The organism is Bradyrhizobium sp. AZCC 2289, assembly GCF_036924615.1.
GTDB lineage: Bacteria > Pseudomonadota > Alphaproteobacteria > Rhizobiales > Xanthobacteraceae > Bradyrhizobium.
In genome coordinates this window covers 7,845,946-7,872,672 of sequence record NZ_JAZHRY010000001.1, presented here as the reverse complement: position 1 = coordinate 7,872,672, position 26,727 = coordinate 7,845,946, and the positions used below count along the sequence as shown (strand labels likewise).

Below are 26,727 nucleotides of genomic sequence, written 5' to 3'. Positions count from 1 at the left end.
GTATACGAACGATTCTGCGCGCAGGCTGGAAACCTGTCAAGCGGTCGGGGAAGCGAAAAACCGCCATTGCCGAATAAAAAATCAATTGCCTCGCACCGTTGTTTATAAAGCGGGCAACGCACTGCACCGCGGAACGGGCGGCTTGCACGTTTGTATACAAACGTTATCCTCCGATCAGATTTAGATCCGACTTTACAGTGCAATCGTCGGGGTTTTAGGGAGCACGATCACGATGCGCCTGACCGTTAACGGCAGGGTCCATGATGTCGACGCCGCTCCCGACACCGCTTTGCTTTACGTGCTGCGCAACGATCTCGCATTGAACGGACCGAAATATGGCTGCGGGCTCGGCGAATGCGGCGCCTGCGCCGTGCTGATCGACGGCGTCGCCGCGCGCTCCTGCGCGATTCCGATGGAGGGCTGCGCCGGACGCGACATCGTAACGCTCGAAGGCCTCGGCTCGCGCGAGCATCCTGATCCCGTGCAGGCCGCTTTCATCGAGGAACAGGCCGCGCAATGCGGCTATTGCCTCAACGGCATGATCATATCCACCAAGGCGCTGCTGTTGCGCAACCCGCATCCTTCCGAAGCCGAGGTGCTGGAATCGCTGCGCTACAATCTGTGCCGGTGCGGCGCGCATATCGAGATCGTGCGCGCAGCAATGCGGGCGGCCGGGCTTGTCGCAGAGGCCCAGGATTGATGGCGGTGCCGAACTCCTCAGGGAATCGTGAACGGCAGCAGGGATCGCTGTCCGTGGTTCGTCTCGGTTGGTGGGGCGAGAGCAATGCATTCGAGACGTTCATCAAGATCACCGCAGATGGCTCGGTCACCGCCTATAACGGCCATGTCGATCTCGGAACCGGCATTCGCACCGCGCTCGGACAGATCGTCGCCGAGGAACTCGACGTGTCCTTTGCCCGAGTCGTCGTGGTGCTCGGCGATACCTCGCGCGTGCCCAATCAGGGCGCGACGATTGCGAGCGAAACCATCCAGATCACAGCCGTGCCGTTGCGCAAGGCCGCGGCGCAGGCACGCCAATTCCTGATCGCGCGCGCGGCCGAACGGCTGGAATTGCCGGCCGAGGATCTCGCGATCGAAGACGGGCTGATCCGCGGCAAGGACAATCGCAGCGTCAGTTATGGCGAATTGATCGCCGACGACATCATTCGCCTTGAACTTGGCGACGACGTTCCGGTGAAGGACGTCAGCGCCTATACCATCGTCGGGCAATCGGTGCCCCGCGTCGATCTCCAGGCGAAAGCGACCGGCGAACTCGTCTATGTCCATGACGTTCGCTTGCCGGGCATGCTGCACGGCCGGGTCGTGCGCCCACCCTATGCCGGCGTCGATGCCGGCGCGTTTGTCGGCACCAGCCTGATCGCGGTCGACGAAGCTTCGGTGCGCGACATTCCGGGGCTGGTGGGGGTGGTCCAGATCGGCGATTTCGTCGGTGTCGTCGCGGAGCGCGAGGAAAATGCGATCAAGGCGGCGGCGCGGTTGAAGGTCAGCTGGAAGCCGGTGCCGACACTGCCCGACCTCGGAAATATCGAGACAGCGCTTCGTGCCAATCCCTCCACGCCAAGGACGCTGATCGACAAGGGCGATGTCGATGCCGCCATCGCGGCCGCCGCAAAACCGATGCCGCGGACCTATGTCTGGCCCTACCAGATGCACGGCTCGATCGGTCCATCGTGTTCTGTCGCGGATTATCAGGACGGTGCGATCCGGGTGTGGTCCGGCACGCAAAATCCGCACATCCTGCGCATCGATCTGGCGCTCTTGATCGAACGGCCGGAAGCCGAGATTGACGTGATCCGGATGGAAGCCGCCGGCTGCTATGGCCGCAATTGCGCTGATGATGTGTCCGCCGACGCGCTCTTGCTGTCGCGCGCGGTCGGCCGCCCCGTCCGCGTACAATTGACGCGGGAACAAGAGCACGCCTGGGAGCCGAAGGGCGCCGGGCAGCTGATGGACGTCAAGGGTGGGCTCAATGCCGATGGCAGCGTTGCGGCGTACGATTTTGCCACGCGCTATCCATCCAACGGCGCGCCGACCCTGGCGCTGTTGCTCACGGGAAGGATTGCGCCGGAGCCTGCGGTATTCGAGATGGGCGATCGCACCGCGATCCCACCTTACGATTACGATCATCTGCGCGTGGTGGCGCATGACCTGCCGCCGATCGTGCGCGCCTCCTGGTTTCGCGGGGTCTCTGCGCTGCCGAATACGTTTGCGCATGAATGCTATATCGATGAGCTGGCGGCCGAAGCCGGCGTCGATCCGATCGAATATCGTCTGCGCTACCTGAAAGACGCGCGCGCGGTCGATCTCGTCAACGCGGTTGCCGAACGCGCCGGCTGGAAGCCACGTCCCGTACGACAAGAACCGGAGGCCGAAGGCGATATCGTGCGCGGCCGCGGGTTTGCCTACGCGCTCTATGTACACAGCAAGTTTCCCGGCTATGGGGCGGCGTGGTCGGCCTGGATCGCCGATGTCGCGGTCAACAAGGCGACCGGCGACGTCAGCGTCACCCGCGTGGTTGCCGGGCAGGATTCCGGCCTGATGATCAATCCGGACGGCGTTCGCCACCAGATCCACGGCAACGTGATCCAGTCGACCAGCCGCGCGCTGATGGAAGAGGTCTCGTTCGACCGCCATTCGGTGACGAGCCGCGAATGGGGCGCCTACCCCATCATCAAATTCCCGGATGTGCCCAAGATCGACGTGTTGATGCTGCCGCGGCAGGACCAGCCGCCGCTCGGTGTCGGCGAGTCTGCTTCCGTCCCCAGCGCGGCCGCGATCGCCAACGCCATTTTCGACGCGACCGGCGTGCGGTTTCGCGAGCTGCCGTTCACGCCGGAGCGCATCTTGAAGGGATTGCGCGGCGAGGAACAAGCTGCGCCAGCCGCGCTGCCCTCGCCGGCGCCCGCTGTCGCATCCGACAAATGGCGAAACCCGTTTGCCGGACGTCGCGGCGTGCTTGCAACAGCCGCAGCCCTTTGCGCAGCGGTGGTTGGCGTCGGCGCCGCCGTGCTGCCGTGGCGATCCATCGCGCCAATCGCGCGGCCGGATGCATCGGTGTTTTCCGCCGCGACCATCGCCCGCGGGCAACAACTCGCCGCGCTCGGCGACTGCGCGGTCTGCCACACCTCGGTAAACGGTGCCCTCAACGCCGGCGGCCGCGCCATCGAAACGCCGTTCGGCACGATCACCTCGACCAACATCACGCCCGATGTCGACACCGGCATCGGCGCATGGTCCTACCCCGCGTTCGAGCGCGCGATGCGCGAGGGCATTCATCGCGACGGCCGGCATCTTTACCCGGTGTTTCCCTACACGCATTTCGCCAAAGCGACCGACGCCGACCTGCAGGCGCTCTATGCCTATTTGATGGCGCAGACACCGGTCCGCGCCGAGACGCCGAGAAACGCGCTGGCATTTCCGTTCAACCTCCGCCCGCTGCTGGCGGGGTGGAATGCGCTGTTCCATCAGGCCGGCGTCTTCCAAGCTGACGCGACAAAGCCAGAGATCTGGAATCGCGGCGCCTATCTTGTCGAGGGTCTCGGCCATTGCAGCGCCTGCCACTCGCCGCGCAACGCGCTCGGCGCGGAACGGCAGACCGCCTACCTCGCCGGCGGCTTTGCGGAAGGCTGGGAGGCGCCGGCGCTGACCTCGCTCTCGCAAGCGCCGATCCCCTGGAGCGAGGATGAGCTTTACGCTTACTTGCGGACCGGCGAGTCGCGCTTTCACGGCGTCGCCGCCGGGCCGATGGCGCCCGTGGTGAAGGAGCTTGCCGCGCTGCCCGATCAGGACATCCGCGCCATGGCGGTCTATCTCGGTTCGTTCAACGAGACCGCCGTCGATAAAACAGCGCAGGACGCCCTCGCCACCAAACTCGAAACCTCGACCGGCACCAGCACCGTCGCGGCCTCCTCCTTCGGCGCCCGCCTCTACCAGGGCGCCTGCGCAGTTTGCCATGAGGTCGGCGGCGCGCCGCTGTTCGGCAGCCGGCCCTCGCTGGCCCTGAACAGCAATCTGCACAGCGCGGTCCCGGACAATCTGATCCAGGTAATCCTGCGCGGCATCGCTTCCCCCGCTTCCAGCGATCTCGGCTACATGCCGGCCTTCAAGGACAGCCTCACCGACGCCCAGGTTGCGGAACTGGCGGCCTACCTGCGGCGGCAATTTGCCCCGGATAAGCCGGCGTGGAGCGAAATTCATGCGGCGATCGGCCGTATCCGGCGGGAAATAGCGCGCTGAGCTGCCATGCCGCCGCCAAAACCCACTGGTTGAGCGGCTTCCGGCACGGTACAGTTCCGCCATGGCAGTGACCGATATCGCATCCCGCACTTACAACCATGGCTGGCGGCTCGACCCGATCGTGCGCAGCCTGCTCGATACCGATTTTTACAAGCTATTGATGCAGCAGATGATCCGGGAGTTTTACCCGGATCAGCGCGTGACCTTTTCGGTGATCAACCGCAGCAAGCAGGTGCGGCTTGCCGAAATCATCGACGAGGACGAGCTTCGCGCCCAGCTCGACCACGCCCGCTCCATCCGTTTCACCAAGAAGGAGTTGATCTGGCTCGCCGGTAACACGTTCTACGGCAAGACCCAGATGTTCTCGCCCGACTTCATCAACTGGCTCGCCGCGTTCCGCCTGCCCGAATACGAACTGAACAAGGTCGACGGCCAATACGAACTGCATTTCCACGGGCCGTGGACCCACACCACGATGTGGGAAATCCCGGCGCTCGCGATCATGAACGAGTTGCGTTCGCGTCAGGCATTGAAGGGACAGGGGCGGTTTGCCCTCGACGTGCTCTATGCGCGCGCCAAGGCAAAGCTCTGGTCCAAGGTCGAGCGACTGCGCAAGCTGGACGGCTTGCGGCTTTCCGACTTCGGCACCCGCCGCCGTCATGGATTTCTGTGGCAACGCTGGTGCGTCGAGGCGGTCAAGGAAGGCCTGGGGTCGTCCTTCACCGGCACCTCCAACGTGTTGCTGGCGATGGACAACGATCTCGAAGCGATCGGAACCAACGCGCATGAACTGCCGATGGTTGCGGCCGCCCTGGCGGACGACGATACCGAACTGCGCTGGGCGCCCTATCGCATCCTCGACCAATGGCGCCATACCTATGGCGGCAATTTGCTGATCGCGCTGCCCGACGCCTTCGGCACCAAATCGTTTTTGCGCGACGCGCCCGATTGGGTCGCGGACTGGACCGGCTTTCGTCCCGACAGCGCGCCGCCGATCACGGCCGGCGAAGACATCATCAAATGGTGGAAGCAGAAGGGCCGCGATCCCAAGGAGAAGCTTCTGGTTTTCTCCGACGGCATGGATGTCGGTTCGATCGAGGAAACCCACCGCCATTTCGCCGGGCGCGTCCGCGTCAGTTTCGGTTGGGGCACCAACCTCACCAATGATTTCGTCGGCTGCGCGCCGGACGGATCGGCCCTGCTCGATCCGATTTCGATCGTCTGCAAGGTGACGTCGGTCGACGGGCGGCCCGCCGTCAAATTGTCCGACAATCCCGAAAAGGCCACCGGCACCGCATCCGAGGTCGATCGCTATTTGCGCGTATTCGGCAATGTCGGCCGCGTCCGCACTGCCGTGCACGTCTGAACCAACGCACCTTCCTCCCAGGCCACCCATCGATAAGACGAGTTCCGCATGCCCGCGCCCAAGCCGCCTGCCTTCGAAACCCTGAGCCTGCATGCGGGCCAGCGTCCTGATCCCGTCACCGGTGCGCGCGCGGTGCCGATCTATCAGACCACGTCCTACGTTTTTCAGGATTCCGATCACGCGGCCGCGTTGTTCAACCTGGAACGGGCCGGCCATATCTACACCCGGATTTCCAATCCCACGACCGCGGTGCTCGAAGAGCGGCTGGCCGCGCTGGAGGCCGGTGTCGGCGCGATCTGCACCGCGAGCGGCATGGCCGCGATGCATCTCGCGATCGCGACCCTGCTCAGTAACGGCGACCATATCGTCGCTTCCTCCTCGCTCTACGGCGGCACCATCAACTTGCTCGCGCACACGCTGCCGCGCTTCGGCATCACGACCACGTTTGTGAAGCCCCGCGCGCTGGATGAATTCCGCGCGGCGATCAAGCCGAATACGCGGCTCGTGATCGGCGAGACCATCGGCAATCCCGGCCTCGAGGTGCTGGACATTCCGGCGGTCGCAGAGATCGCGCATGACGCAAAGATTCCGCTGCTGATCGACAACACCTTTGCGACGCCGTTTCTCAGCCGCCCGATCGAGCTCGGCGCCGATATCGTCATGAACTCCGCGACCAAATGGATCGGCGGCCACGGCATCGCGATCGGCGGCGTCATTGTCGATGGCGGCCGCTTTGACTGGCACGCTTCCGGCAAATTCCCTGTGCTCACCGAGCCCTATGCCGGCTATCACGGCATCGTCTTCGATGAGCAATTCGGCCAGGCCGCTTTCATCATGCGCGCCCGCACCGAGGGCCTGCGCGACTTCGGCGCGTGCCTGTCGCCGACCAATGCGTTCCAGCTGCTGCAAGGCGTGGAAACGCTGGGCGTGCGCATGGAGCGGCACATGACCAATACGCTGGCGGTGCTCGAATTCCTTGGGAGCAACAAGGCCGTCGACTGGGTGCTGCATCCCGCACTGGAAGATCATCCGGACTTCGAACTCGCCAAGAAACTGTTGCCGCGCGGCGCCGGATCGATCGTCAGCTTCGGCATCAAGGGCGGCCGGCCTGCGGGCAAAAAGTTCATCGAGACGCTCCGCATGGTCAGCCATCTCGCCAATGTCGGCGACGCCAAGACGCTGGTGATTCATCCCGCCAGCACCACGCATCAGCAGATGGACGCCACCCAGCTTCAGGCCGCGGGCATCGGCGAGGAACTGGTGAGGTTGTCGGTCGGCATCGAGGCTGCAGCCGATATCATCGACGATCTCGGCCAGGCGCTTCGCGCGTCGCAGAGGGTTTGAGCCATGCAATTGTCCGTCAATGGATTCGATACGTTCGTCGCCACCGGCGGCCGGCCGTTCGATCCCTCGTTGCCTGCCGTCGTGATGCTGCATGGCGCGGGTTTTGATCATTCGACCTGGGCGCTGCACAGCCGCTGGTTCGCCCATCACGGCTATTCGGTATTGGCGCCGGATTTGCCCGGCCACGGCCGTTCGTCCGGCAATGCGCTGCCGACCATCGCCGACATGGCCGACTGGACCGCGGCGCTGCTCGATGCCGCCGGCGCGCCCAAGGCAAAGCTGGTCGGGCATTCCATGGGCGCGCTGATCGCGCTGGAAACTTCGGCGCGGCATCCGGACAAGGTCGCGGGCCTGAGCCTGATCGGTACCGCCGCGACGATGACGGTGGGTCCGGATCTGCTGAAGGCCGCCGAGGCCAACGACCCTGACGCAATCGACATGGTCTCGATCTGGGGCCTCGGCTTCAAGGCCGAACTTGGCGGCAGCCTCGCGCCGGGACTCTGGATGCACCAGGGCGCGCAGCGCGTGCTGCAGCAGACCCGCCCGGGCGTGTTGTATAGTGATCTCAACGCCTGCAACGCCTATCAGGGCGCACTCGCTGCGGCCGCGCAGGTCAAGGTGCCCGCCACCTTCATCCTCGGCGAGCGCGACATGATGACCCCGGCCAAAGCCGGCAAGACGCTGGCCGCCGCGACGCCGAACGCCCGCACCGTAGTGCTGCCGGGTGCGGGCCACATGATGATGGTGGAAACGCCCGACGAATTGCTGGCGGCGTTGCAACAGTAATCCCTGCTTACGACCTTGCCACAGGCTTGCGCTCGATCGGGTGGATATCGAGCGCCCGCAGGCGACCCATCCGCAGCACGTCCATCGAAAGCTGCCGGTCGATCCGGTCGCGGTCCAGCGCGCGGATCAGATCGTCGACGCCGTTGACCTCGACGCCGTCGAGCTTGATCACGACATCGCCCGGCAACAATCCCGCCTTCGCGGCCGGACTGTCCGGCTCGATCTGCGCCAACAGCGCGCCCATCTTGTTGTCGACGCCAGCGACCACCGCATGCCGCCGCGGGATCGGCGCCGTCTGGCCGGCCACGCCGATATAGGCGCGGCGGACATAGCCGTGGCGGATGATCTCCGACAGCACGAATTGCGCGGTGTTGCTGGCGACCGCAAAACAGATGCCCTGCGCACCGCTGATGATGGCGGTGTTGATGCCGATCACCTCGGCCGAGGAGGACACCAGGGGCCCGCCGGAATTGCCGGGATTGAGCGCGGCATCGGTCTGGATCACGTCCTCGATGGTCCGGCCGCTGACTGAGCGGATCGAGCGGCCGAGCGCCGACACCACGCCCGCGGTCACGGTCGATTCGAAGCCAAGCGGGTTGCCGATCGCGACCACCAATTGGCCGCGGCGCAGGCTTTTTGAGTTACCGAGCGAGGCATAGGCCAAATCGCGCGCACCGTCGGCCCGCAGCAGCGCGAGGTCGGTGTCGGGATCGACACCCAGCACATGGGCGTCAGTCACAAAGCCTTCGGTATCCCGAAGCCTGATCTCCTTCGACGATCCGACCACGTGACTGTTGGTCAGCACGAGGCCATCCGGCGAGATCACGATGCCGGAACCAAGCCCGCCGCGCTCGCGCGCGTTGCGGACTTTCGGGCCGGTTTCGACTCGGACCACCGCGGGCCCGACGCGTTCGGTCACGCCGATCACGGCATTGGAATAGGCGTCGAGCAGCGCTTGATCGTTGGCTTGAGTGGGTTCGGCCGCTTCCGGCGACGGGCCGTCGCCGGGAATATCAGAGGTAAAGTCCAGCATGGCGAAATTCCTTCGGCCTCATCAAATGGTGGCCGGATTTCGCTCTCGCAAGAGCCAGCGCACGGGCGCAGCCCTGCCTTGCCCTCTATTGCGCCCGCCGTAACGCCGGAGGCCTTGCCTTCACAGGATCGAGCAGCGACCAGTCGCCTTGCTCCAGCGTGTATCCTAACGGAAAGGGCGCGCGAAGTTCCAGCCCGAGCGAGCGCAGCACGCGGTCGTCGCGGTAGTAGCATTGCAGCACGACGCGGACGAGGGTCGCCGCAGCGGGGCCGCTCGTGCTCCGGAATTCCCTGGCCACCGCATCGCGCCGTGCCGGATCGAGGTCGGCGAGCGGCTTGCCGGCGAGGTGCGCGAGATGATCGAGTGCCTGACGTACCATATCGGTATCGCGGCCGAGCGTTGCAAGGATGTCGGCCTGAACGGCCGCATCGTCGGCGCCGGGTACGTTGTACGCATCGCTCGCCGGGATAATCATCGCGGCGATGGTGCGCAGATCGTCGCGCTGCGCTGAAGTCAGGATATTTTCGGCGGACATCGCTTCCTCAATCGAACAAATTGGCGAGGCGCTGCTTCATCTGATCGGCGATGTAGAGCGCGATAGCCTGGATGGTGGAGGTCGGGTTGACGCCGCCCGACGTCACGAACACGCTGCCGTCGACGATGAAGAGATTCTTCACGTCGTGCGACCGGCCCCATTCGTTGACGACCGAGCGTGCCGGGTCGGTGCCCATCCGCGCGGTGCCGAGCAGATGCCAGCCGCCATAGGGGATCGGACTGTTGATGCAGAGATCGGTGGCGCCGGCGGCCTCGAGGATTTCACGGCCCCGCGCCAGCCCGTGCTCAAGCATCTTCGCGCTGTTGGCGCCGATGGTATAGTCGACGCGCGGCGCTGGAATGCCGTGGCTGTCTTTCAGCACGGGATCCAGCGTGACGCGGTTGTGCTCCTCCGGCAGATCCTCGCAGATCGCGGAGATGGCGAGCCTGTGGCCGTTGAGCTTGCGGAACACGCGGTGATGATCGGCGCCCCAGGGCAGAATACCCTTGCCTTCGCTCATCACGGCTTCGAACACCGGCCCGACGCCACGGCCGAACTGGATCGCGTAGCCGCGCACAAAGCCGCGCGCCAGATCGGTGTCGTAAAATTCCTTGCTCCACAGGCAGGTTGGCGGCGCCCGGTTGCTGTCGGTTGGCTCTTCGACATAGCCGTAAACCTGCCCGTAGGGGTGGAACATCAGGTTCTTGCCGACCAACCCGCTGGAGTTGGCGAGTCCATTCGGGAAACGGCCGGAGGCCGAATTCAACAGCAGGCGCGATGTGCCGACGCCGTTGCAGGCGATGATGACGACTTCGGCCGCCTGAAACTGTTCGACGCCGTCCTTGTCGTAATAAATGACACCCGACGCCATGCCATGCTCGTTGGTGGTGATCTCGCGCACCCGGCAATGCGTGCGCAGTTTGACGCCGGCGCGCAGCGCATGCGGCCAATAGGTGATATCGGTTGAAGCCTTGGCGCCCTGCGCGCAGGCCGGCGTGCAATGGCCGAGATTGATGCAGCGCGCGCGCCCCTCATAGTCCGTGGTCGCGACCGTCGTATCCGACGGCCACCAGTGCCACCCAAGCTTGTTCATGGCCTTGCCGAATATCGCGCCGGAGCGGCCGAGCGGCTGCGGCGGCATCGGCGGCTCGGTCAGCGGCGAAAGTGGATCGCCTGACAGTCCCGACGTGCCCATCATGCGGTCGTTTTCGGCGAAAAACGGCGAAAGCGCGTCGTAATCGATCGGCCAGTCGTCGGCGACGCCGTCGAGCGTCTTCACTTTGAAGTCGGACGGATGCAGGCGCGGCCAGTGCGCGGTGTACATCACCGTCGAGCCGCCGACGCCATTGAAATTCACCACCTTGATCGGCGAGTTGTCGTCGTTGATCGGGTAGTCTTCCGGCCGCGCGCGGACATTGGGACTCGTCGAATAGTCGCCATAGAAGCGCGCTTCCCAGTCGCGGCCCGTGCTCGGATATTGTGCGGGATTCATCCATCCGCCCTGGTCGAGGCAGAGGATGTGCATCCTGGTGTCGGCAAGGCTCCAGGCCACCGCCGCGCCGGACGCGCCGGCGCCGATGATCAGGACGTCAACGGGATCGTTCATTGTGGTTCCTTAAGAGAGTCGCGTAGCCTCAGCCGTCATTGCGAGGAGCGAAGCGACGAAGCAATCCATTCTTTCTTTTCTGCGGCGAAATGGATTGCTTCGCTTCGCTCGCAATGACGGTCCCCACAGACTTCAATTCACAATCCTTACCGGCAGCGAACGAATGCCGCGAATGAAATTCGAATAGAGCCGCTGCGGCGGGCCGGTGATTTCGAAGCGCAGATCCCGTTGCAATATTTCCTCCCAGAGTATCCGCAATTGCTGTTCGGCGAGGCGGTCGCCGACGCAGCGGTGAATGCCGGCGCCGAATGAAAGATGCTGCCGCGGCTTGACGCGATCGACAATGAATTCGTCAGCGCGCTCGATCTTGTCCTCGTCGAGCCCGCCGGTCATGGAATTGCGCGTGGTGTCGTTGCCGCCGACGATGAGCAGCGCGATCGTCCCGATAAATTTCGCGCGCCTGCAGATTTCGCGTCGCCTCGGAATGCGCCAGCATCGAGATCAGGTCGAAGGCCGGTGGGGCATCCGCGCGCGCATCCCACAATTTTCGGAAATATTCACCCATTTTGGTCAGTTCGGCGATGCGCTCGTCCGCCGAATGAACCACGGCATCGGGCGAATCGACATTGGCGATGGCGACATCGGACCACCAGGTCAGCATCGAACGGTCTGCCCAAGGAAAATCGAACAGCGTCGCCAGCATCATGGTGGTCAGCTCGGTCGAAACCCGCGCAACCCAGTCGAAGGTTTCGTGGCATGGCAGCGCGTCGAGCACATCCGACGTGCGCTGGCGGATCAAGGGTTCGAGATTGACGAGGTTCGACGGCGCCACGATCGGAGCGACGGTGCGGCGGTGCGCGGTGTGGCCGGGCGGGTCCATCCGGATGAAATTCGCAAACTCCTGTCCCTTGGGCTGATCGGCCACCTGGATACCGCCGAGATCCGAACTCGACGAATAGTTTTCGTGATCGAGCGCGACCGTAAAAATGTCGTCGTAGCGGGTCACCGACCAGTACGGCCCGAACGGCGAGGCCTCGCAATAATGCACGGGATCGTCGCGGCGCAATTGCGCAAACAGCGGCCGCCAAACGTCGTCCTGATAAAGATGGGGATCGCTGACGTCGATCGAGGTCAGCTTGCGCTGCAGCGCCTGGGCCATCGCTTCGCTCCCTCATTTGCCGTCGCCGCTTGACGGGCGATCGACGTCTTGAGCCCGGACGCGGCGACACAGCCGGGTCCGGACGGCTGACGATAGAGTCAAACCGGATGCATAGTAAAGCCGACCAGGCGTGGATCTGACGATCGCTCAGGGCTGCTTGACCGCGATGAATGAGGCCACCACGCCCGCAGGGTTGCCGTTGTGAGGTTTTGCACGGATCACGTTACCGACGATCGCCGGCACCTGGTTGACGCCATTCGGCCACTGATAGGCAAGCTGGCCGTGATAATCATACTCCCAGTTCGCGGTGCCGGTGTTGGGGCGCCCGGTACCGACGATCTCCACGATCGGTCCACCGTCGTTCTCCCGAATCTTTCCGGTGAGATCGAGGCCGCCGCCGGTCCAGTCGATCGCGCCCGTCAGCGTCGTATCGTTCGGAATCTCGAACGTGAACACGGCTTCGGCGAACAGCAACGCATACAGGTTCGCCGGCGCCGTATTCGGATCGTCGCCGATCAGCGTCGGGTCGTTGAGAAAGCTTCGATAGGTCCATTTGCCCGCGAGCGCCGCGGCCGGTTGCGCATATGCCATGGTTCGACCTCTTAAATATCAAAGGTTGATCGATATACAACACTATACCTGTGCGAGCGATGCGGCAAGCCGACGGAAGAGCGCGGGCGCGCCTGGAGCGCCCGCCAATTCGCGATACCAGCTACGCGCTCCGAGGTTTGTTGATGGGCGCGAGACCGGATAGCGTTTGGGTCAACCAAGAATCCCGGGAGTAATGCCAAGTGGCCAATGCGAGCCAGACCGAACGACCTCAAACTACAGCCGTGCCGGAATACGACGCCGTCATCATCGGCGCCGGCATGTCGGGCCTGTACCAGCTCTATCGCTTGCGCGAACAGGGGTTTCGGGTACGCGTGCTCGAGGCCGGCACCGAGGTCGGCGGCACCTGGTACTGGAACCGCTATCCCGGCGCCCGCTTCGATTCCGAGAGCTATTCCTACGGCTACTCTTTTTCCAAGGAGTTGCTGGAGGAATGGGACTGGTCCGAGCATTTCGCCGGCCAGCCGGAAACGCTGCGCTATCTCCAGCACGTCGCCGACAAATTCGATCTGCGCCGCGATATCCAGTTTCGCAGCTGGGTCACCGCCGCGATCTATCAGGAGGACACGCAAAGCTGGACCATCACGTTGGAGGACGGCATAAGCTTCCGCGCCCGCTTCCTGATCACCGCGATCGGCCCGCTGTCGACGCCGACGCTGCCGCGCATCGAGGGCCGCGACAGTTTTAAAGGACAGTCCTTCCATACCGCGCGATGGCCGCATGAGCCGGTCGATTTCGCGGGCAAACGCGTCACCGTGATCGGCACCGGCGCGACCGGCGTGCAGACCATCCAGACCATTGCCGGAAGCGTCGGGCATCTCACCGTGTTCCAGCGCACGCCGAATTGGTGCGCACCATTGCACAACGGCAAGATCGACGCCGAGACGCAGCAGAAGATCAAAGCCGGCTATCCCGAAATGTTCGCCCGCTGCCAGGAGACGTTTGCCTGCTTCCTGCACACGCCCGATCCGCGCAGCGCGTTCGAGGTGTCCGACGAGGAACGCGAGGCGTTCTACGAAAAGCTCTACGGCGAGCGCGGCTTCGGCATCTGGCAGGGCAATTTCCGCGACATCCTGATCGACCGCAAGGCCAATGCGACGATCAGCGATTTCGTGGCGCGCAAGATCCGCACGCGGGTCAAGGACCAGAAAGTGGCGGAAAAGCTGATTCCGAAGAATCACGGCTTTGGCACCCGCCGCCTGCCGCTCGAGACCTTTTATTACGAGGTCTACAACCGGGATAATGTCGAGCTCGTCGACATCACCTCGACGCCGATCGAACGGATCACGCCCGAAGGTATCAAAACCAGCGCCAAGGAATATGAATTCGACATCATCATCTTTGCCACCGGCTTCGACGCCATCACCGGCAGTTTTGACAAGATCGATTTCCGCGGCGCCGATGGCGCGCGACTGAAGGACAAGTGGACGCACGGGCCGCAGACCTATCTCGGCATCATGGTCGACGGTTTTCCCAACATGATGATGCTGATGGGCCCGCACACCGCGCTCGGCAATATTCCGCGCAGCATCGAATACAGCGTCGACTGGGTCACCGGCCTGATCCGCTTTGCGCAGGAAAACAACCTGACGCGGCTGGAGGCGACCTCTGCCGGCGTGGCGTCGTGGACCGATCACGTCAAGGCGCTCGGCGTCGGCCTCTTGTCCAACGAGGTCAATTCCTGGATGACCGGGATCAACTCCAACGTCGAAGGCAAGCAAACCCGCATCGTCGCCCGCTACAGCGGCAGCGCGCCGGCCTATCGCGCGCGATGCGACGAGGTCGCGGCGAAGGGATATGATGAGTTGAGGTTGGGGTAGGTTCTTGCGGTCGTCCCGAGTTGCGCTGCGATCGACAACGAGGGACGGTCCCGCCCCACCCACTGCTGTCATGCCCCGCGAAGGCGGGGCATCCAGTACGCCGCTGCTTCTCGATTCTATCACTGACTTCTCTGGAATACTGGATCGCCCGCCTTCGCGGGCGATGACAAGTGGGAGCATTCTCACGACGCAATGCGTCTGAGGTTTACCTGAATCTCCGCCCCCAAAAAACAGAGGGCGCAGGGAAGACCGGGTGCGCGCTGCACCCGCGGTCTCGTGTGCAATATGTGCATAAGAACACGCACACGAGCATACAGGTTCAGCGGAGGCATCCGGCCTTCCCTGCGCGATGGTTTTACGGCTTATAGCGCGCTCTCCCCGGTGACCGGGCTTTCTTGCCACCGTCGCCTCGCGGAAAAATCCACAAGACTTGACGCCAGCATCGGGGCGTCAGAACCACACGACTTCGCCGTCCGTATCAGCGCCGTTCGTCAAAGGCGCATCCGCGTCCACCGCATCCCACCGCACGTTTCGTGACGATCGCGAGCCGCCCCTCTTGTCGGGTGAGACGCGCGGAGAAATGCCACTGATTTGCCCCATGAGGGCAAGCAGGATTTTTTCTTACGAAGGACTTGACAGAAAATACTGATTTGCCCGTCGGGCATTTTTGCCTATTGCGTCCAAGCCCAAACCCGTCATTGCGAGCGAAGCGAAGCAATCCATGTCTTCACTTGCGGCGCAATGGATTGCTTCGCTTCGCTCGCAATGACGGTTGATGGAATCCCTTTCCATCACCACGCATCGATGCACGGCCGCTTGCGGCCGCTGCGCGGCTCCGGCTTCGGCACCGAGCGCAGGCCCGACATGATCCAGTGCCGCGTGTCGGCGGGATCGATCACCTCGTCGATTTCGAGCACGGAGGCAATCGAGACCGCCTTGCCGTTGGCATAGAGCTCGGCGACCTTGGCCTTGTAGTAGTTCTCGCGTTCGACCGGGTCTTCGATCGCTTGCATCTCCTTGCGGAAGCCGAGCCGGACATAGCCTTCGAGACCCATGCCGCCGAACTCGCCGGTCGGCCACGCCACCGTGAAGAACGAGGCGTGGAAACCGCCGCCGATCATCGACTGCGCGCCGAGGCCGTAGCCCTTGCGCAGCACGATGCCGAACAGCGGCACGGTGAGGCTGGCGCCGGTCACGAACATCCGCGCCACATGGCGCACGATCGCGGTCTTCTCGGCTTCGGGGCCGACCATGAAGCCTGGCGTATCGCACAACGACACGATCGGGATGTCGAAGGCATCGCACAGCTGCAGGAAGCGCGCGGCCTTGTCGCCGGCCGGCGCGTCGATCGCGCCGCCGAGATGTTTTGGATTGTTGGCGATCAATCCGAACGGTTTACCCTCGATGCGGATGAACGCCGTGATCATGCCGACGCCGAAGTCGCGGCGGATTTCGAGCACGGAGCCTTCGTCGGCGAGGAGATCGATCACGGTGCGGATATCATAGACCCGCAGCCGGTTTTCCGGGATCGCCCGCCGCAGCAGGCGCTGGTCCGGCGCTTTCCAGTCCGAAATCGCGCCTTGAAAATACGACAGGTATTTTTGCGCGGCGGTTGTCGCTTCCTCCTCGTCCTCGACCAGGATGTCGATGACGCCGTTCGGCGACTGGAACGAGACCGGCCCGACTTCGGCGGGGTGATAGACGCCGAGGCCGCCGCCCTCGATCATCGCGGGGCCACCCATCCCGATCGAGGCGTTCCTCGTCGCAATGATGACGTCGCAGCAGCCGAGCATCGCGGCGTTGCCCGCAAAACAATAGCCGGAGACGACGCCGATGACCGGCACCAGGCCGGAGAGCTTTGCGAATTGCACAAACGACGGCCCGTCCAGACCGGTCATGCCGAGCCGGTCGGTATCGCCGGGACGGCCGCCACCGCCCTCGGCATAAAACACCAGCGGAAGACGCCACTGCTCGGTGAGGCCGAGCATGCGGTCGATCTTCTTGTGGTTCATATGGCCCTGGGTGCCGGCCAGCACGGTATAGTCGTAGGAGATCACCATGCAGCGGGCGGCGTCCGCACCGAATTTTTCGGCGTTGACGGTGGCAACACCCGAGATAAGCCCGTCGGCGGGCGTGTTCCGGATCAGGTCGTCGACCTTGCGCCGCCGGCGCTGGGCGGCGATCGCCAGCGAGCCGTATTCGACGAACGTTCCTTCGTCGACGAGCTGCGCGATGTTTTCGCGCGCGGTGCGCTGATTGGTCTTGCGCCGGCGCTCGACCGAGGCCGGCCGGTTTTCGTCCAGCGTGATGGCATGGCGCGCGATCAGCTCGGCCAGATCGGGGCGGATGTGATCGAGGTCGATGTCTTCCTCTTCCGCCTCATGATGGCCGTCGATCTCGGCCGGCTCCAGGAACAGGATCGCCTCGTCCTGCATCAGCGTGACGCCGACACCGGCCGCGATCCTGGTCACCCTGCCGCCATGCGGCGCGGTCACGAGGTGTTCCATCTTCATGGATTCGAGCACGGCGATCTGCTGGCCTGGGCGGACAAGATCGCCCTCGCCGACTTCGATCGCAACGATCGTGCCCTGCAGCGGCGCCGGCACCGGCACCGAACCTGCCGGCGCAGTTTCGCTGGCTAAGGATTTGGCTCCATCGCCGGCAGCGCCCGTCGCTTCGAAAAACAGCGGCTCGGAAAGCTCATTTGCCGCGCCGACCAATGTTGCAACATGGGTATCGATGAAGCCGGTGGAGATGTGGTTGGCGGCGAACTCGGGATGCGCCAGCACGGCGCCGAGGAACGGGATATTGGTGGCGACGCCGCCGATGCGGAATTCGCGCAAGGTGCGCGCGGCTTTCTGAACCACGTCGCCCCAGTTCGCGCCCGGCGAATGGACAATGACTTTTGCGAGCAAGGAGTCGAAAGCCGCGCTGGTCTTGTAACCGGTGTAACCAAACGTATCGACGCGGACGCCGGGACCCGACGGCAGGTCGAACACCGCAAGCGTGCCGCCGGTCGGCCTGGTCACACCGTTGGCGTCCATCACCTCCATGTTGACGCGAAGCTGCATCGCATAGCCGCGCGGCGTGGGGACCGAAGCCTGCGCAAGGCCGAGCGAGGCCAGCGTCGCACCGGCCGCGACCGCGAGCTGCGATTTCACCAGATCGACGCCGAGCACCTCCTCGGTGACGGTATGCTCGACCTGAAGCCGCGGATTGGCCTCGATGAAGGCGAACGCGGTGTCGCCGCCTTTGGCGTCGATATCGACCAGGAATTCGAAGGTGCCGAGATTGTCGTAGCGCGCCGCCGCGGCAAGCGCTTTTGCCGCCTCGATGATGCGCTTGCGCAGGGCGTCATCCAGCGAGGGGCTGGGCGCCACCTCGATCAGCTTCTGGTTACGCCGCTGGATGGTGCATTCACGCTCCCACAGATGGCTGATCGCGCCATGGCGGTCGCCGATGATCTGCACTTCGATGTGACGGGCGTTGCGGATCAGGCGTTCGACATAGACGCCATCGCTGCCGAAGGCCGCCCTGGCCTCGGACTGGCAGCGCGCATAGGCCTCCTCCAACTTTGCGGCATCATCGACGATGCGCATGCCGCGCCCGCCGCCGCCGGCGATGGCCTTGATCATGACGGCAGCGCTGGTGCCCAATGATGCAAAAAACGCCCTGGCCTCGTCGAGGCTGGTCGCACCGCTCGTGCCATCGATAATGGGAACGCCGCACTTCCTGGCCAGCGCCTTGGCTTGCGCCTTGTCGCCGAACAGGTCCAGCGCTTCCGGCGACGGGCCGACGAAGGTGATCCCCTGCTCCGCGCAACGCCGCGCCAGCGCGGCATTCTCGCTGAGAAATCCGTAGCCGGGATGCAGCGCATCGCACCCGGTCGCCCTGGCGGCGGCGACGACCGCCTCGATGTCGAGATACGCCCGCGCGCCACGCCCCGGGATTTCGTGGGCATCGTCCGCGCTGCGGACGTGCAGCGACAGCGCGTCGTCGGCGGGATAGATCGCGACCGTGGCAAGACCAGCCTCGCCGGCGGCCCGTGCGATGCGAATGGCGATCTCGCCGCGGTTGGCGATCAGTAGCTTTTTGAAAGGCATATAGGGTCCCGTTAGAAGTCAGCGATCCTTCATGGTCGGATCGAGTACGATGCGCAAGGATTCTCCGAGCGCGTTGAACGCCAGCGAGACCACCAGAATGGCGAGCCCGGGCGCATACATCTGCTCCGGCGCGATTTCCATATATTGGTAGGCGCGGGCCAGCATTGCGCCCCAGCTTGGATTGGGCGGCTGGATGCCGAGGCCGAGGAAGCTGAGGCTGGCTTCAGCCAACAGTGCGGCCGCCAACAGCAACGTCACCTGCACGATCACCGGCTGCAGCGCGTTCGGCAGCACATGCTTCCACAGGATGTACCAGCTAGGCGCGCCGAAACCGCGCGCCGCATCGACAAAGAGTTCCTGACGAACGATCAGCGTGCGCGCGCGGACGATGCGCGCCAGCGCCGGAAACATCACGATACCCACCGCAATCATGCCGTTGGTCAGCCCGATGCCGAGCGCGCCGGTGACCGCGATCGCCAGCACGATCGCTGGAAACGACAGAAAAGTGTCGATCACCCGGCTGATGATATCGTCGGTCCAGCCGCCAAAGAATCCGGCGATCAGGCCGACCGGCAAGCCGATGGCGACGGCCACCGTGACGGCCAGCAGGCTCGCATACACCGTCGCCGGCGCGCCGTAGATCAGCCGGCTGAAGATGTCGCGGCCGAGATCGTCGGTGCCGAGCAGATGGGCCGCCCCCGGCGGCGCCAGCATGTCGTTGACGTCCTGCGCGGTCGGCGCATAGGGCGCGATCCAGGGCGCGCCGATCGCAACGATCACGAGCACCAGCAGCACCAGGATCGCCAGCGCCGCGCGAAGATCGCCGGCGAGCCAGCGGAAGAAGCGGCGCAGCCGGGTCGGCCTGGCCGATGATTCTCGGTTTGTGAGCGCCAGATCCGTCATGACTCGATCCTGGGATCGACGGCCGCGCACAGCAGATCGGCGATCAGATTGACCGCGATGACGACGATCACCATCGCGAACACCACGCCCTGCACGATCGGGAAATCTCGCTGGATGGCGCCGCGCACGATCAGGCTGCCGAGGCCGGGAATGGCGAACACGGCCTCGATCACGACGGTCGCCGCCAGCATGCGGTTGACCAAGAGGCTGATGATGGTGAAGAGATTGACGCTGACATTCTTCAGGCCGTGCTGCCAGAGAATGCGCGACATCGACAGGCCCTTGGCGTGCAGGGTGCGCACATATTGCGACGACAGCACTTCCAAGAGCGAGCCGCGCAACTGCCGCGCCACCTCGGCCATGCCATAGGCCGCGATCGCAATGCCGGGCAGCAGCGCGTGCCTGACAGCCTCGACCGGCGATACGCTGAAGGATTTGGCGCCGGTGGCCGGCAGCCAGTTCAGTTTCAGCGAAATCTCCGCGACCAGAATCATCGCCAGCCAGAAGCCGGGAATCGCGACGCCGAGGGAAGCGATCATGCTGACCGATTTGTCGACCCATCCATTGGGCTTGATCGCCGCGATCACGCCCATCGGGATTCCCGTCACCAGCGCCAGCACCAGCGCGATCGCGACGATCAGCAGCGTATTGGGGAACGCGCGGCCGATCGAGGTTGCGACCTTCTCGCCGGTCAGCAACGATTGCGAGAGGTCGCCCTGCGCGACCTTCCCAAGCCAGGCGCCATATTGCACCAGGAACGGCCGGTCGAGGCCGTAGATCTTCTTGATCTCGGCGATGCGGGTATCGGACGCGTTGTCGCCGGCCAGCGTCACCGCGATATCGCCGGGCACCAGTTTCAATAGCGCGAACACCATGAAGGTCGCGAGCAGGATCACGGGCAGCGCCTGCAACAGGCGGCCGCCGATCACCCTTGCCGGACTTCGTCGCGCCATGGTTCAGCTTTCCAGCCAGACGTCGTCGTATTTCGGCTTGCCGAGCAGGTTCGGCCGATAGCCCTGCACCTTCCTGTTCATCGCGACCAGTTCGAACTGGAAGGCCAGCGGCGCCACGAAGGCATTTTCCATGACAATCCTTTGCACGGTCGCGAACGCCTTGCGGCGGAATTCGATATCTTCCGACGCGCGGGACTCCCTGATCGCGGCTTCGAGCTCCGGCGGCACCGGGGCGCGGCCGCCATTGTAGTAAGCATCCTTGGTGAACATCAGCGAATAGGTCAGGCTCGGGTCCGGCCGTCCGGTCCAGGCCGCGAGCAGGCCGGAGCCGCGCTTCTCCGGCCCGAAGAACGCGGCGGACGCTTCCGCGATCGGCGCATTGACAAACTTCACATTCATGCCGGCTTTGCGGAACTGCTCGATCAAAATTTCCTGGCGCTGCACCGAATCCTGATCGGTATAGCCGCCGATCTCGATCACCGTTCCCTCCTTGAGGCCGGCTTCCGCCAGCAGCTTGCGCGCCTTGCCGGGATCATAGGGATAGAGCTCGGCCACCGATCTGTCGTAGGCCCAATGCGCTTTCGGCAGATTCATGTAAGCGGGTTCGGCCAGACCCGCGAGCGCGGCCTTGACGAACGCCTCGCGATCGATTGCGAAATTGAAGGCCTGGCGAACCTTCAAATTGTCGAACGGCGGCTTGGCCCAGTTCAAAAAGATCTGGAACACGTACAATGTCGGCCCGTTGAACACCTTGATGCTGCTGGCGCGCTCGATGATCGCCTTCTGGCGCGGCGGCAGCTGATAGATCAGGTCGTTCTGCCCCGCCGTGACCGAGCGCGCGCCGGTGGTCAGTTCCGGAATGATCGAAAACTCGATGCCGTCGGGATAGGGACGGTTGGCTTTCCAGTATTTCTCGTTGCGCTTGACGACGATCTTTTCGCCATCCGCCCAGCTGACAAAGGCATAGGCGCCTGCGCCGACCGGCTTGCGCGCGACATTGCGGGCTTCGCTGCCCTTCAGCGCCGCCGGCGACACCATCATGCCGGCGCGATCGGAGAGAATGCCGGGCAGCGCGGCGTCGGGTGTATTGAGCTTCAGCGTCACCTGCATCGGACCGGTGACCGCAGCCGAGGCCATCGAGGCGAGATCGGCCTTGATGTTGGATTTCTGGTCGCTCTTGTTGCGCTCCAGATTGAATTTGACCGCTTCGGCGTCGAGCGGCGTGCCGTCGTGGAAGGTGATGCCGGACCGAATATTGAGCACGAAGGTGGTGGGATCGGTAAAACTCCAGCTTTCGGCGAGGCCCGGCTTCGGCTTCAGCGTTTCGAAATCCCACTCAGTCAGCGTGTCGTACATCGTGAACAGGAACGCGTGATCGGAGCCGGCGCCGCCGGTTGCCGGGTCGAGGCTCGACGGATTGGCCGGAGCCGAGATCCGCAAGATGCCGCCGCGCTTCGGCGTGCCCTGCGCGAAGGCGCGCCCGCGGAAGGCAGCACCTGCCAGCGCGGCCGTCATCAGCGCCATTGCCTCGCGTCGTGTCTGTGTCATGGCCTATCCTCCGGCAGTTTGTTCTAGTTCGGCGAAAAGTTCGGGCGATCGGCGAAATGGCAGGCGACCCAGTGATCGGGCATCAGCTCGCGCCAGTCCGGCGTCCGGGCGGCGCAGACCGCCTGGGCATATTGGCAGCGGGTGCGGAAGCGGCATCCCGACGGCGGATCGATCGGGCTCGGGATTTCGCCCTGCAGCACGATGCGATGATCGTCGCGCATCGACGACGGCAGCGGCCGCGGCTCGGCCGACATCAGCGCCTGCGTATAGGGATGCAGCGGCCGTTCGGAGACTTTGTCGGTCGGGCCAAGCTCGACGAAGCGGCCGAGATACATCACCGCCACCCGCTCGCTGATGTGGGACACCACGGCGAGATCGTGGGTGATGAACACGTAGGTCAGGCCGAGGTCGCGCTGCAATTCGGCGAACAGATTGAGCACGTCGCCGCGGATCGACATATCCAGCGCCGCCACCACCTCGTCGCAGACGATCAGCTTGGGCCGCAGCGTCAGCGCGCGGGCGATCACCACGCGCTGCTTCTGGCCGCCAGACAATTGATGCGGATAGCGCTCGCCGGTTTCCTGCGGCAGGCCGACGCGATCCATCGCCTCCCGCGCCCGCGCCAGGCGCTCCGCCCTGGTGCCGGCGCGCGCCAGTTCGAGCGGCTCCAGCACTGAAGCCAATATCGTCATGCGCGGGTTCAGCGCGGCGTTCGGGTCCTGGAAGATGATCTGGTAATCGCGGCGGTGGCTCTGGAATTGCTGCCGCGGCAACGCAAGCGGATCGACGCCGTCATGCAGGATGGCGCCGGCGCTCGGTTTGAGCAAAAACACCAGCGCGCGGCCGATCGTCGTCTTGCCCGACCCGGATTCGCCGATGATGCCAAAGGTCTCGCCGCGGCGGACATCGAAGCTGACGCCATCGACCGCTTTGACGGTGGCGCGGCGATCGGTGGTCTGGAATTGCACCTCGAGATCGCGCACCGAGACGATCGCGGCGTCCCGGGCCTCCTGGGCAATGTCGGCGGCCTGCGGTGTCATGGCTGGCTGACCATTGCCGCGATCGGCGCCGAGCCCAAGTGCTGCAACGCGCCCGGCAGTTCGAGCTCGCGAAAACGCCAGCAGCGCACCTTGCGGCCGCCGCCGGCATCGCACAGTTCCTGCTCGGCCTCGCAACCTTCCACCGCATGCGGGCACCGCGCCTTGAAGCGACAGCCATTGGGCATATCCAGAATGGACGGCACCCGGCCCGGGATCGACGGCAGCTTGCCGCCGCGCGGGCTCAAATGCGGCAGCGAGCGCAACAGGCCCGACGTATAGGGATGCAACGGCCGCACCAGCGCATCATCGACCGCGGCGTCCTCGATCACCTCGCCGGCATACATCGTGATCATGCGGGTGCAGGTCTCGGCGACGACGCCGAGGTCATGCGTGATCAGCATCAGCGCGGTGTTCGAGGTCGCGCTGAGGTCGCGCAGCAATTGAAGGATTTGCGCCTGCACGGTGACATCGAGCGCGGTGGTCGGCTCGTCAGCGATCAGCAGTTGCGGCCCGCAAATAAGGGCGGCGGCGATCATCACGCGCTGGCGCATGCCGCCCGAGAGCTGGTGCGGGTAATCGTCGATACGCCGCTCCGGCGAGGCAATGCCGACCCGGCGCAGCATATCCAGGGTTTTCGCCCGCGCCTCTTCCTTAGCTATGCCGGTGTGGACGCGCAGCGTCTCGGCGATCTGGTGGCCGACCGTAAACACCGGATCGAGCGCGCTCATCGGCTCCTGAAAGATCATCGCGATCCGCCGCCCGCGGATCGCGCGCATCTCCCGCGCGCTGCAGGAGGCCAGATCAATCCCGTCGAACAGGATCGAGCCATCGAGGCCGGCAAGATTGTTCGGCAGCAGTCTTGCGATCGACAGGCCGGTGATGGTCTTGCCGCAGCCGCTTTCACCGACAATGCCGACGCGCTCGCCCGGCGCAATATCGAAGTCGATCTTGCGCGTCGCCTGCCAGATGCCGTGCGAGGTCTTGAAGCGGATGCCCAGCCCGCGCACCGACATCAGCACAGGCGAGCCGCCGGCGGCGGCCGCGTCCGATCTGCGCTGTGCCGGCTCCGCCGTTTGCATCAGCCCGCCGCCCGCTTCTTCTCTTTCACCAGCTGTTCTTCCATCAGCATCTCGGTGCCGATGATGCCGTCGCGGGTCAATTGCTCGATCTCGGCGTCGGTCAGCCCGAGCAGGCCTGCGAGAATTTCGCGGTTGTGCTGGCCGAGCGTCGGCGGCGGTTTGCGGATCGGAAACGGGTTGGCGCCTTCGCGGAACGGCATCGACGGCTGCGGATGCTTGCCGATAAAGGCGCGATCGATTTCCTGGATGAAGCCGCGCGCATGCAATTGCGGATCCTGCAACAGCTCGATCGGCAGCCGCGCGACACCGGAGGCGATGCCCGCCGCCTGCAACGCTGTCATCGCCGCCTCCGGCTCGCGCGCCGAGGTCCAGGCGCCGATGGCGGCCTCGATCTCACTCTCGATGTCGCGCCGGCCGGCGGCCGTCTTCAGCGTTTCGTCGCTGGCCCAGTCGGCACGACCGAGCAGCCGCGCGAGCTTTGGCCACATCGCATCGCCGGAAACCGCGACCACGATCCAGTTGTCTTGACCTTTGTCCTGCCCCGCGCAGGGGAAGCAGCCATGCGGCACGAAATCCGGATGACGGTTGCCGTATTTTGTCGGCGCCTCGCCGCCGATCGAATGCGCCACGATCCAGGGCGCCGCGAACGGCATCATGCATTCGATCTGCGCGAGATCGATGAACTGGCCCTCGCCGGTCAGTTTGGCGTGGATCAGCGCGGTGAGCACCGCGGCGCAGCCGTTCAGGCCGCCGACCGCATCGCCGAACGCGGTGTGGCTCATGACCGGCGGACCATCGGGGTCGCCGACCACGCTCGGCAGGCCCGAGCCCTGCTCCAGCGTCGATCCATAGGCGCGGCAATCACGGTGGGCACTGCCGGCGCCAAAGGCCGACATCGACATCATCACGAGCTTTGGATTGAGCTGGCTCAGCACCTCATAACCCAGCCCGAGCTTTGGCAGCACCTCGACCGAGTAATTATCGACGACGAGATCGGCATCGGCGAGCAACTGTTTTGCCAGGTCGAGGCCCTGCGGCCGGGTCAAATCGAGCGTGATGCCGCGCTTGTTGCGGTTCATGATGCAGTAGCGCACCGACTTCTCGTACATCTGGTCGAGAATATAGGCCGGGCGGCGGTCGACGCCACGCCACCAGTCCGGGTATTGAATAGCCTCGATCTTGATCACATCGGCGCCGAGATCGGCGAGCGTGCGGGTGCAGATCGGGCCGGCCCAGCCCATCGAGAAATCGATCACGCGGACGCCGTCGAGCGGCAGGCGATGGGCGTCGCCCGCCTTGGGCGAAGGTATCTCGGTCTTGCGCGCATGGCCGCGGCCAAGCATCTGCTCGCCGATATCGGGAACCGCGCCGCCACGGCGCGGCGGCGTGCCGGTCAAACGCTGCATGGAGCCGGCAGTGAAGCCGGCCTCGTCGCCGATCACGATCGGAACGATGGCGCCACGCGCCCGCTTCTCTTGGTCCGCAATCAGGTCGCCGATCGCGGGCACCGGCACGATCGGGATTTTTCGCCGCAGGCCTTCGGCGAACCATTGCTGCGCGGTGCGTTGTTTCAATTTCGGAATGATCTTGCCTTCAATCGCCGCGATGTGCTGGAGCCGGTCGACGCCCAGAAACAGCGCCGGATCGTCGCGCAGCTCGGGCAGACCCAGCATCTCGCAGAACGCGCGCCATTGCACCGGGGTCACGGTGGTGACGCCAAGCCAGCCCTGTCTGGTTTCGTAGATGCCGACCGGAAAAGTCGGCCAGAACCGGTTGACGCCGATCCGGCGCATGATATCGCCGCGCGAGAACGACTCGAACATGATGTATTCGGTGACGGCGATGCTGGACTCGAAAATGCTCAGCCGGCTGCTGCGCCCGCGCCCGTCCTGCATCCGGCCCAGCACCGACGATGCCGCCGATATGAATCCCCACAGGCCGGCAAGGATGCCGGTTTGGAAATCCGGCGCATGCATCGGCGGTCCCTCCACCGGCCCGACCAGCTTTATCAAGCCCGTCAGCGCGCGGATGGTCGAGTCGGTCGCCTCAAATTGCGCATAAGGGCCCTCGCCGCAGAACCAACTCGCTTCGAGATGAATGAGGCCGGGATGGCATTGCTTGATCGCGGCCAGATCGAACGACGGACAATTCGCCGCATCGACGTCGCGGCCGTCGATCAGGATGTCGCAGTGCTCGATCAAGTCCGACAGAAGCGACGCGGCATTCGCATCATCGGGATCGAGCACGATGCTGGATTTGTTGAAATTGAGAAATGCAAACCAGCCGCTGTGCCCCTTCGGCGTCAACGGCGCGGCGCGGCGAAGCGGATCGCCCGCTGATGGTTCGACCTTTTGGACGGTCGCGCCGAAATCGGCGAACAGCCGTGCGCAGTAGCTCGTCGCGGCGGCGCTCCCGATCTCGACAATCCGCAGATGCGACAACGCGCCCATCACGCTTCCTCATCACAAAATGACCGGCGCAAGAGGGCCGCCGGTTCGGTTTCTTGTTGAAGAGCATGAAACCTTGCTGAGGTGTCGATGCAAGCGGAATTTTGTTCCGCGTTACGGAATTCGCGAGGAAACGCTT

Annotated in this window: 17 protein-coding genes and 1 pseudogene; 6 read left to right on the top strand and 12 right to left on the bottom strand. The window is 64.3% G+C overall.

Annotated elements, in window-relative coordinates:
• The first annotated feature begins 232 nt into the window (after positions 1-232).
• From V1289_RS37155 to V1289_RS37135, 5 genes are all read left to right on the top strand, one after another.
• Positions 233-700 (top strand): (2Fe-2S)-binding protein, encoded by a 468-nt coding sequence (locus V1289_RS37155; RefSeq protein ID WP_334403726.1) that lies wholly within the window; start codon positions 233-235, stop codon positions 698-700.
• Entirely contained in the window at positions 700-4,257 is a 3,558-nt protein-coding gene (locus V1289_RS37150; RefSeq protein WP_334403724.1) for a molybdopterin cofactor-binding domain-containing protein, read from the top strand. The genes V1289_RS37155 and V1289_RS37150 overlap by 1 nt, the downstream gene beginning before the upstream one ends.
• A gap of 61 nt (positions 4,258-4,318) precedes the next feature.
• On the top strand, positions 4,319-5,623 hold the full coding sequence (gene pncB, locus V1289_RS37145) for a nicotinate phosphoribosyltransferase (RefSeq protein ID WP_334403722.1): 1,305 nt from the start codon (positions 4,319-4,321) through the stop codon (positions 5,621-5,623).
• 48 nt (positions 5,624-5,671) lie between these two features.
• Positions 5,672-6,967, top strand: a complete 1,296-nt coding sequence (locus V1289_RS37140) for an O-acetylhomoserine aminocarboxypropyltransferase (protein WP_334403721.1) — start codon at positions 5,672-5,674, stop codon at positions 6,965-6,967.
• Between the two features lie 3 nt (positions 6,968-6,970).
• Positions 6,971-7,753, top strand: coding sequence for an alpha/beta fold hydrolase (locus V1289_RS37135; RefSeq protein ID WP_334403719.1), 783 nt, complete (start codon positions 6,971-6,973; stop codon positions 7,751-7,753).
• Positions 7,754-7,760: 7 nt separating this feature from the next.
• Here V1289_RS37135 and V1289_RS37130 read toward each other — a convergent pair whose 3' ends face one another.
• The 5 genes and pseudogenes from V1289_RS37130 to V1289_RS37105 all read right to left on the bottom strand — a co-directional run bounded on the left by V1289_RS37130 (position 7,761) and on the right by V1289_RS37105 (position 12,677).
• Positions 7,761-8,786 (bottom strand): S1C family serine protease, encoded by a 1,026-nt coding sequence (locus V1289_RS37130; RefSeq protein ID WP_334403717.1) that lies wholly within the window; start codon positions 8,784-8,786, stop codon positions 7,761-7,763.
• A gap of 85 nt (positions 8,787-8,871) precedes the next feature.
• On the bottom strand, positions 8,872-9,321 hold the full coding sequence (locus V1289_RS37125) for a gluconate 2-dehydrogenase subunit 3 family protein (protein WP_334403715.1): 450 nt from the start codon (positions 9,319-9,321) through the stop codon (positions 8,872-8,874).
• Between the two features lie 7 nt (positions 9,322-9,328).
• The gene (locus V1289_RS37120; RefSeq protein WP_334403713.1) at positions 9,329-10,927 is read right to left on the bottom strand and encodes a GMC family oxidoreductase; all 1,599 of its coding nucleotides are present in this window, start codon (positions 10,925-10,927) and stop codon (positions 9,329-9,331) included.
• A gap of 132 nt (positions 10,928-11,059) precedes the next feature.
• Positions 11,060-12,086: pseudogene (locus tag V1289_RS37110) on the bottom strand (cytochrome P450).
• A gap of 147 nt (positions 12,087-12,233) precedes the next feature.
• On the bottom strand, positions 12,234-12,677 hold the full coding sequence (locus V1289_RS37105) for a hypothetical protein (RefSeq protein ID WP_334403707.1): 444 nt from the start codon (positions 12,675-12,677) through the stop codon (positions 12,234-12,236).
• Positions 12,678-12,877: 200 nt separating this feature from the next.
• On the opposite strand from V1289_RS37105, the gene V1289_RS37100 reads away from it, so the two are divergent.
• Positions 12,878-14,515 carry a flavin-containing monooxygenase gene (locus V1289_RS37100; protein WP_334403705.1) on the top strand — a complete coding sequence of 546 codons (1,638 nt, stop codon included), beginning with the start codon at positions 12,878-12,880 and terminating at the stop codon, positions 14,513-14,515.
• A 791-nt stretch (positions 14,516-15,306) separates the two neighbouring features.
• Here the strand turns inward: V1289_RS37100 and V1289_RS37095 are convergent.
• Genes V1289_RS37095 through V1289_RS37065 form a run of 7 tightly spaced genes read right to left on the bottom strand, consistent with a single transcriptional unit; the run spans position 15,307 to position 26,591 of the window.
• Entirely contained in the window at positions 15,307-18,618 is a 3,312-nt protein-coding gene (locus V1289_RS37095; protein ID WP_334403703.1) for a carboxyl transferase domain-containing protein, read from the bottom strand.
• 18 nt (positions 18,619-18,636) lie between these two features.
• Positions 18,637-19,521 (bottom strand): ABC transporter permease, encoded by an 885-nt coding sequence (locus tag V1289_RS37090; RefSeq protein WP_334403701.1) that lies wholly within the window; start codon positions 19,519-19,521, stop codon positions 18,637-18,639.
• Positions 19,518-20,474 carry an ABC transporter permease gene (locus V1289_RS37085; RefSeq protein ID WP_334403699.1) on the bottom strand — a complete coding sequence of 319 codons (957 nt, stop codon included), beginning with the start codon at positions 20,472-20,474 and terminating at the stop codon, positions 19,518-19,520. The genes V1289_RS37090 and V1289_RS37085 overlap by 4 nt, the downstream gene beginning before the upstream one ends.
• Positions 20,475-20,477: 3 nt before the next feature.
• A complete protein-coding gene (locus V1289_RS37080) occupies positions 20,478-22,022 on the bottom strand; it encodes an ABC transporter substrate-binding protein (RefSeq protein ID WP_334403697.1) in 1,545 nt (514 codons plus the stop codon).
• Positions 22,023-22,045: 23 nt separating this feature from the next.
• The gene (locus V1289_RS37075) at positions 22,046-23,062 is read right to left on the bottom strand and encodes an ABC transporter ATP-binding protein (protein WP_334403695.1); all 1,017 of its coding nucleotides are present in this window, start codon (positions 23,060-23,062) and stop codon (positions 22,046-22,048) included.
• Positions 23,059-24,141, bottom strand: a complete 1,083-nt coding sequence (locus tag V1289_RS37070) for an ABC transporter ATP-binding protein (protein WP_334403693.1) — start codon at positions 24,139-24,141, stop codon at positions 23,059-23,061. Before V1289_RS37070 ends, V1289_RS37075 begins: the two co-directional genes overlap by 4 nt.
• Entirely contained in the window at positions 24,141-26,591 is a 2,451-nt protein-coding gene (locus V1289_RS37065) for a CaiB/BaiF CoA transferase family protein (RefSeq protein ID WP_334403691.1), read from the bottom strand. The genes V1289_RS37070 and V1289_RS37065 overlap by 1 nt, the downstream gene beginning before the upstream one ends.
• Between the last annotated feature and the right edge of the window lie 136 nt (positions 26,592-26,727).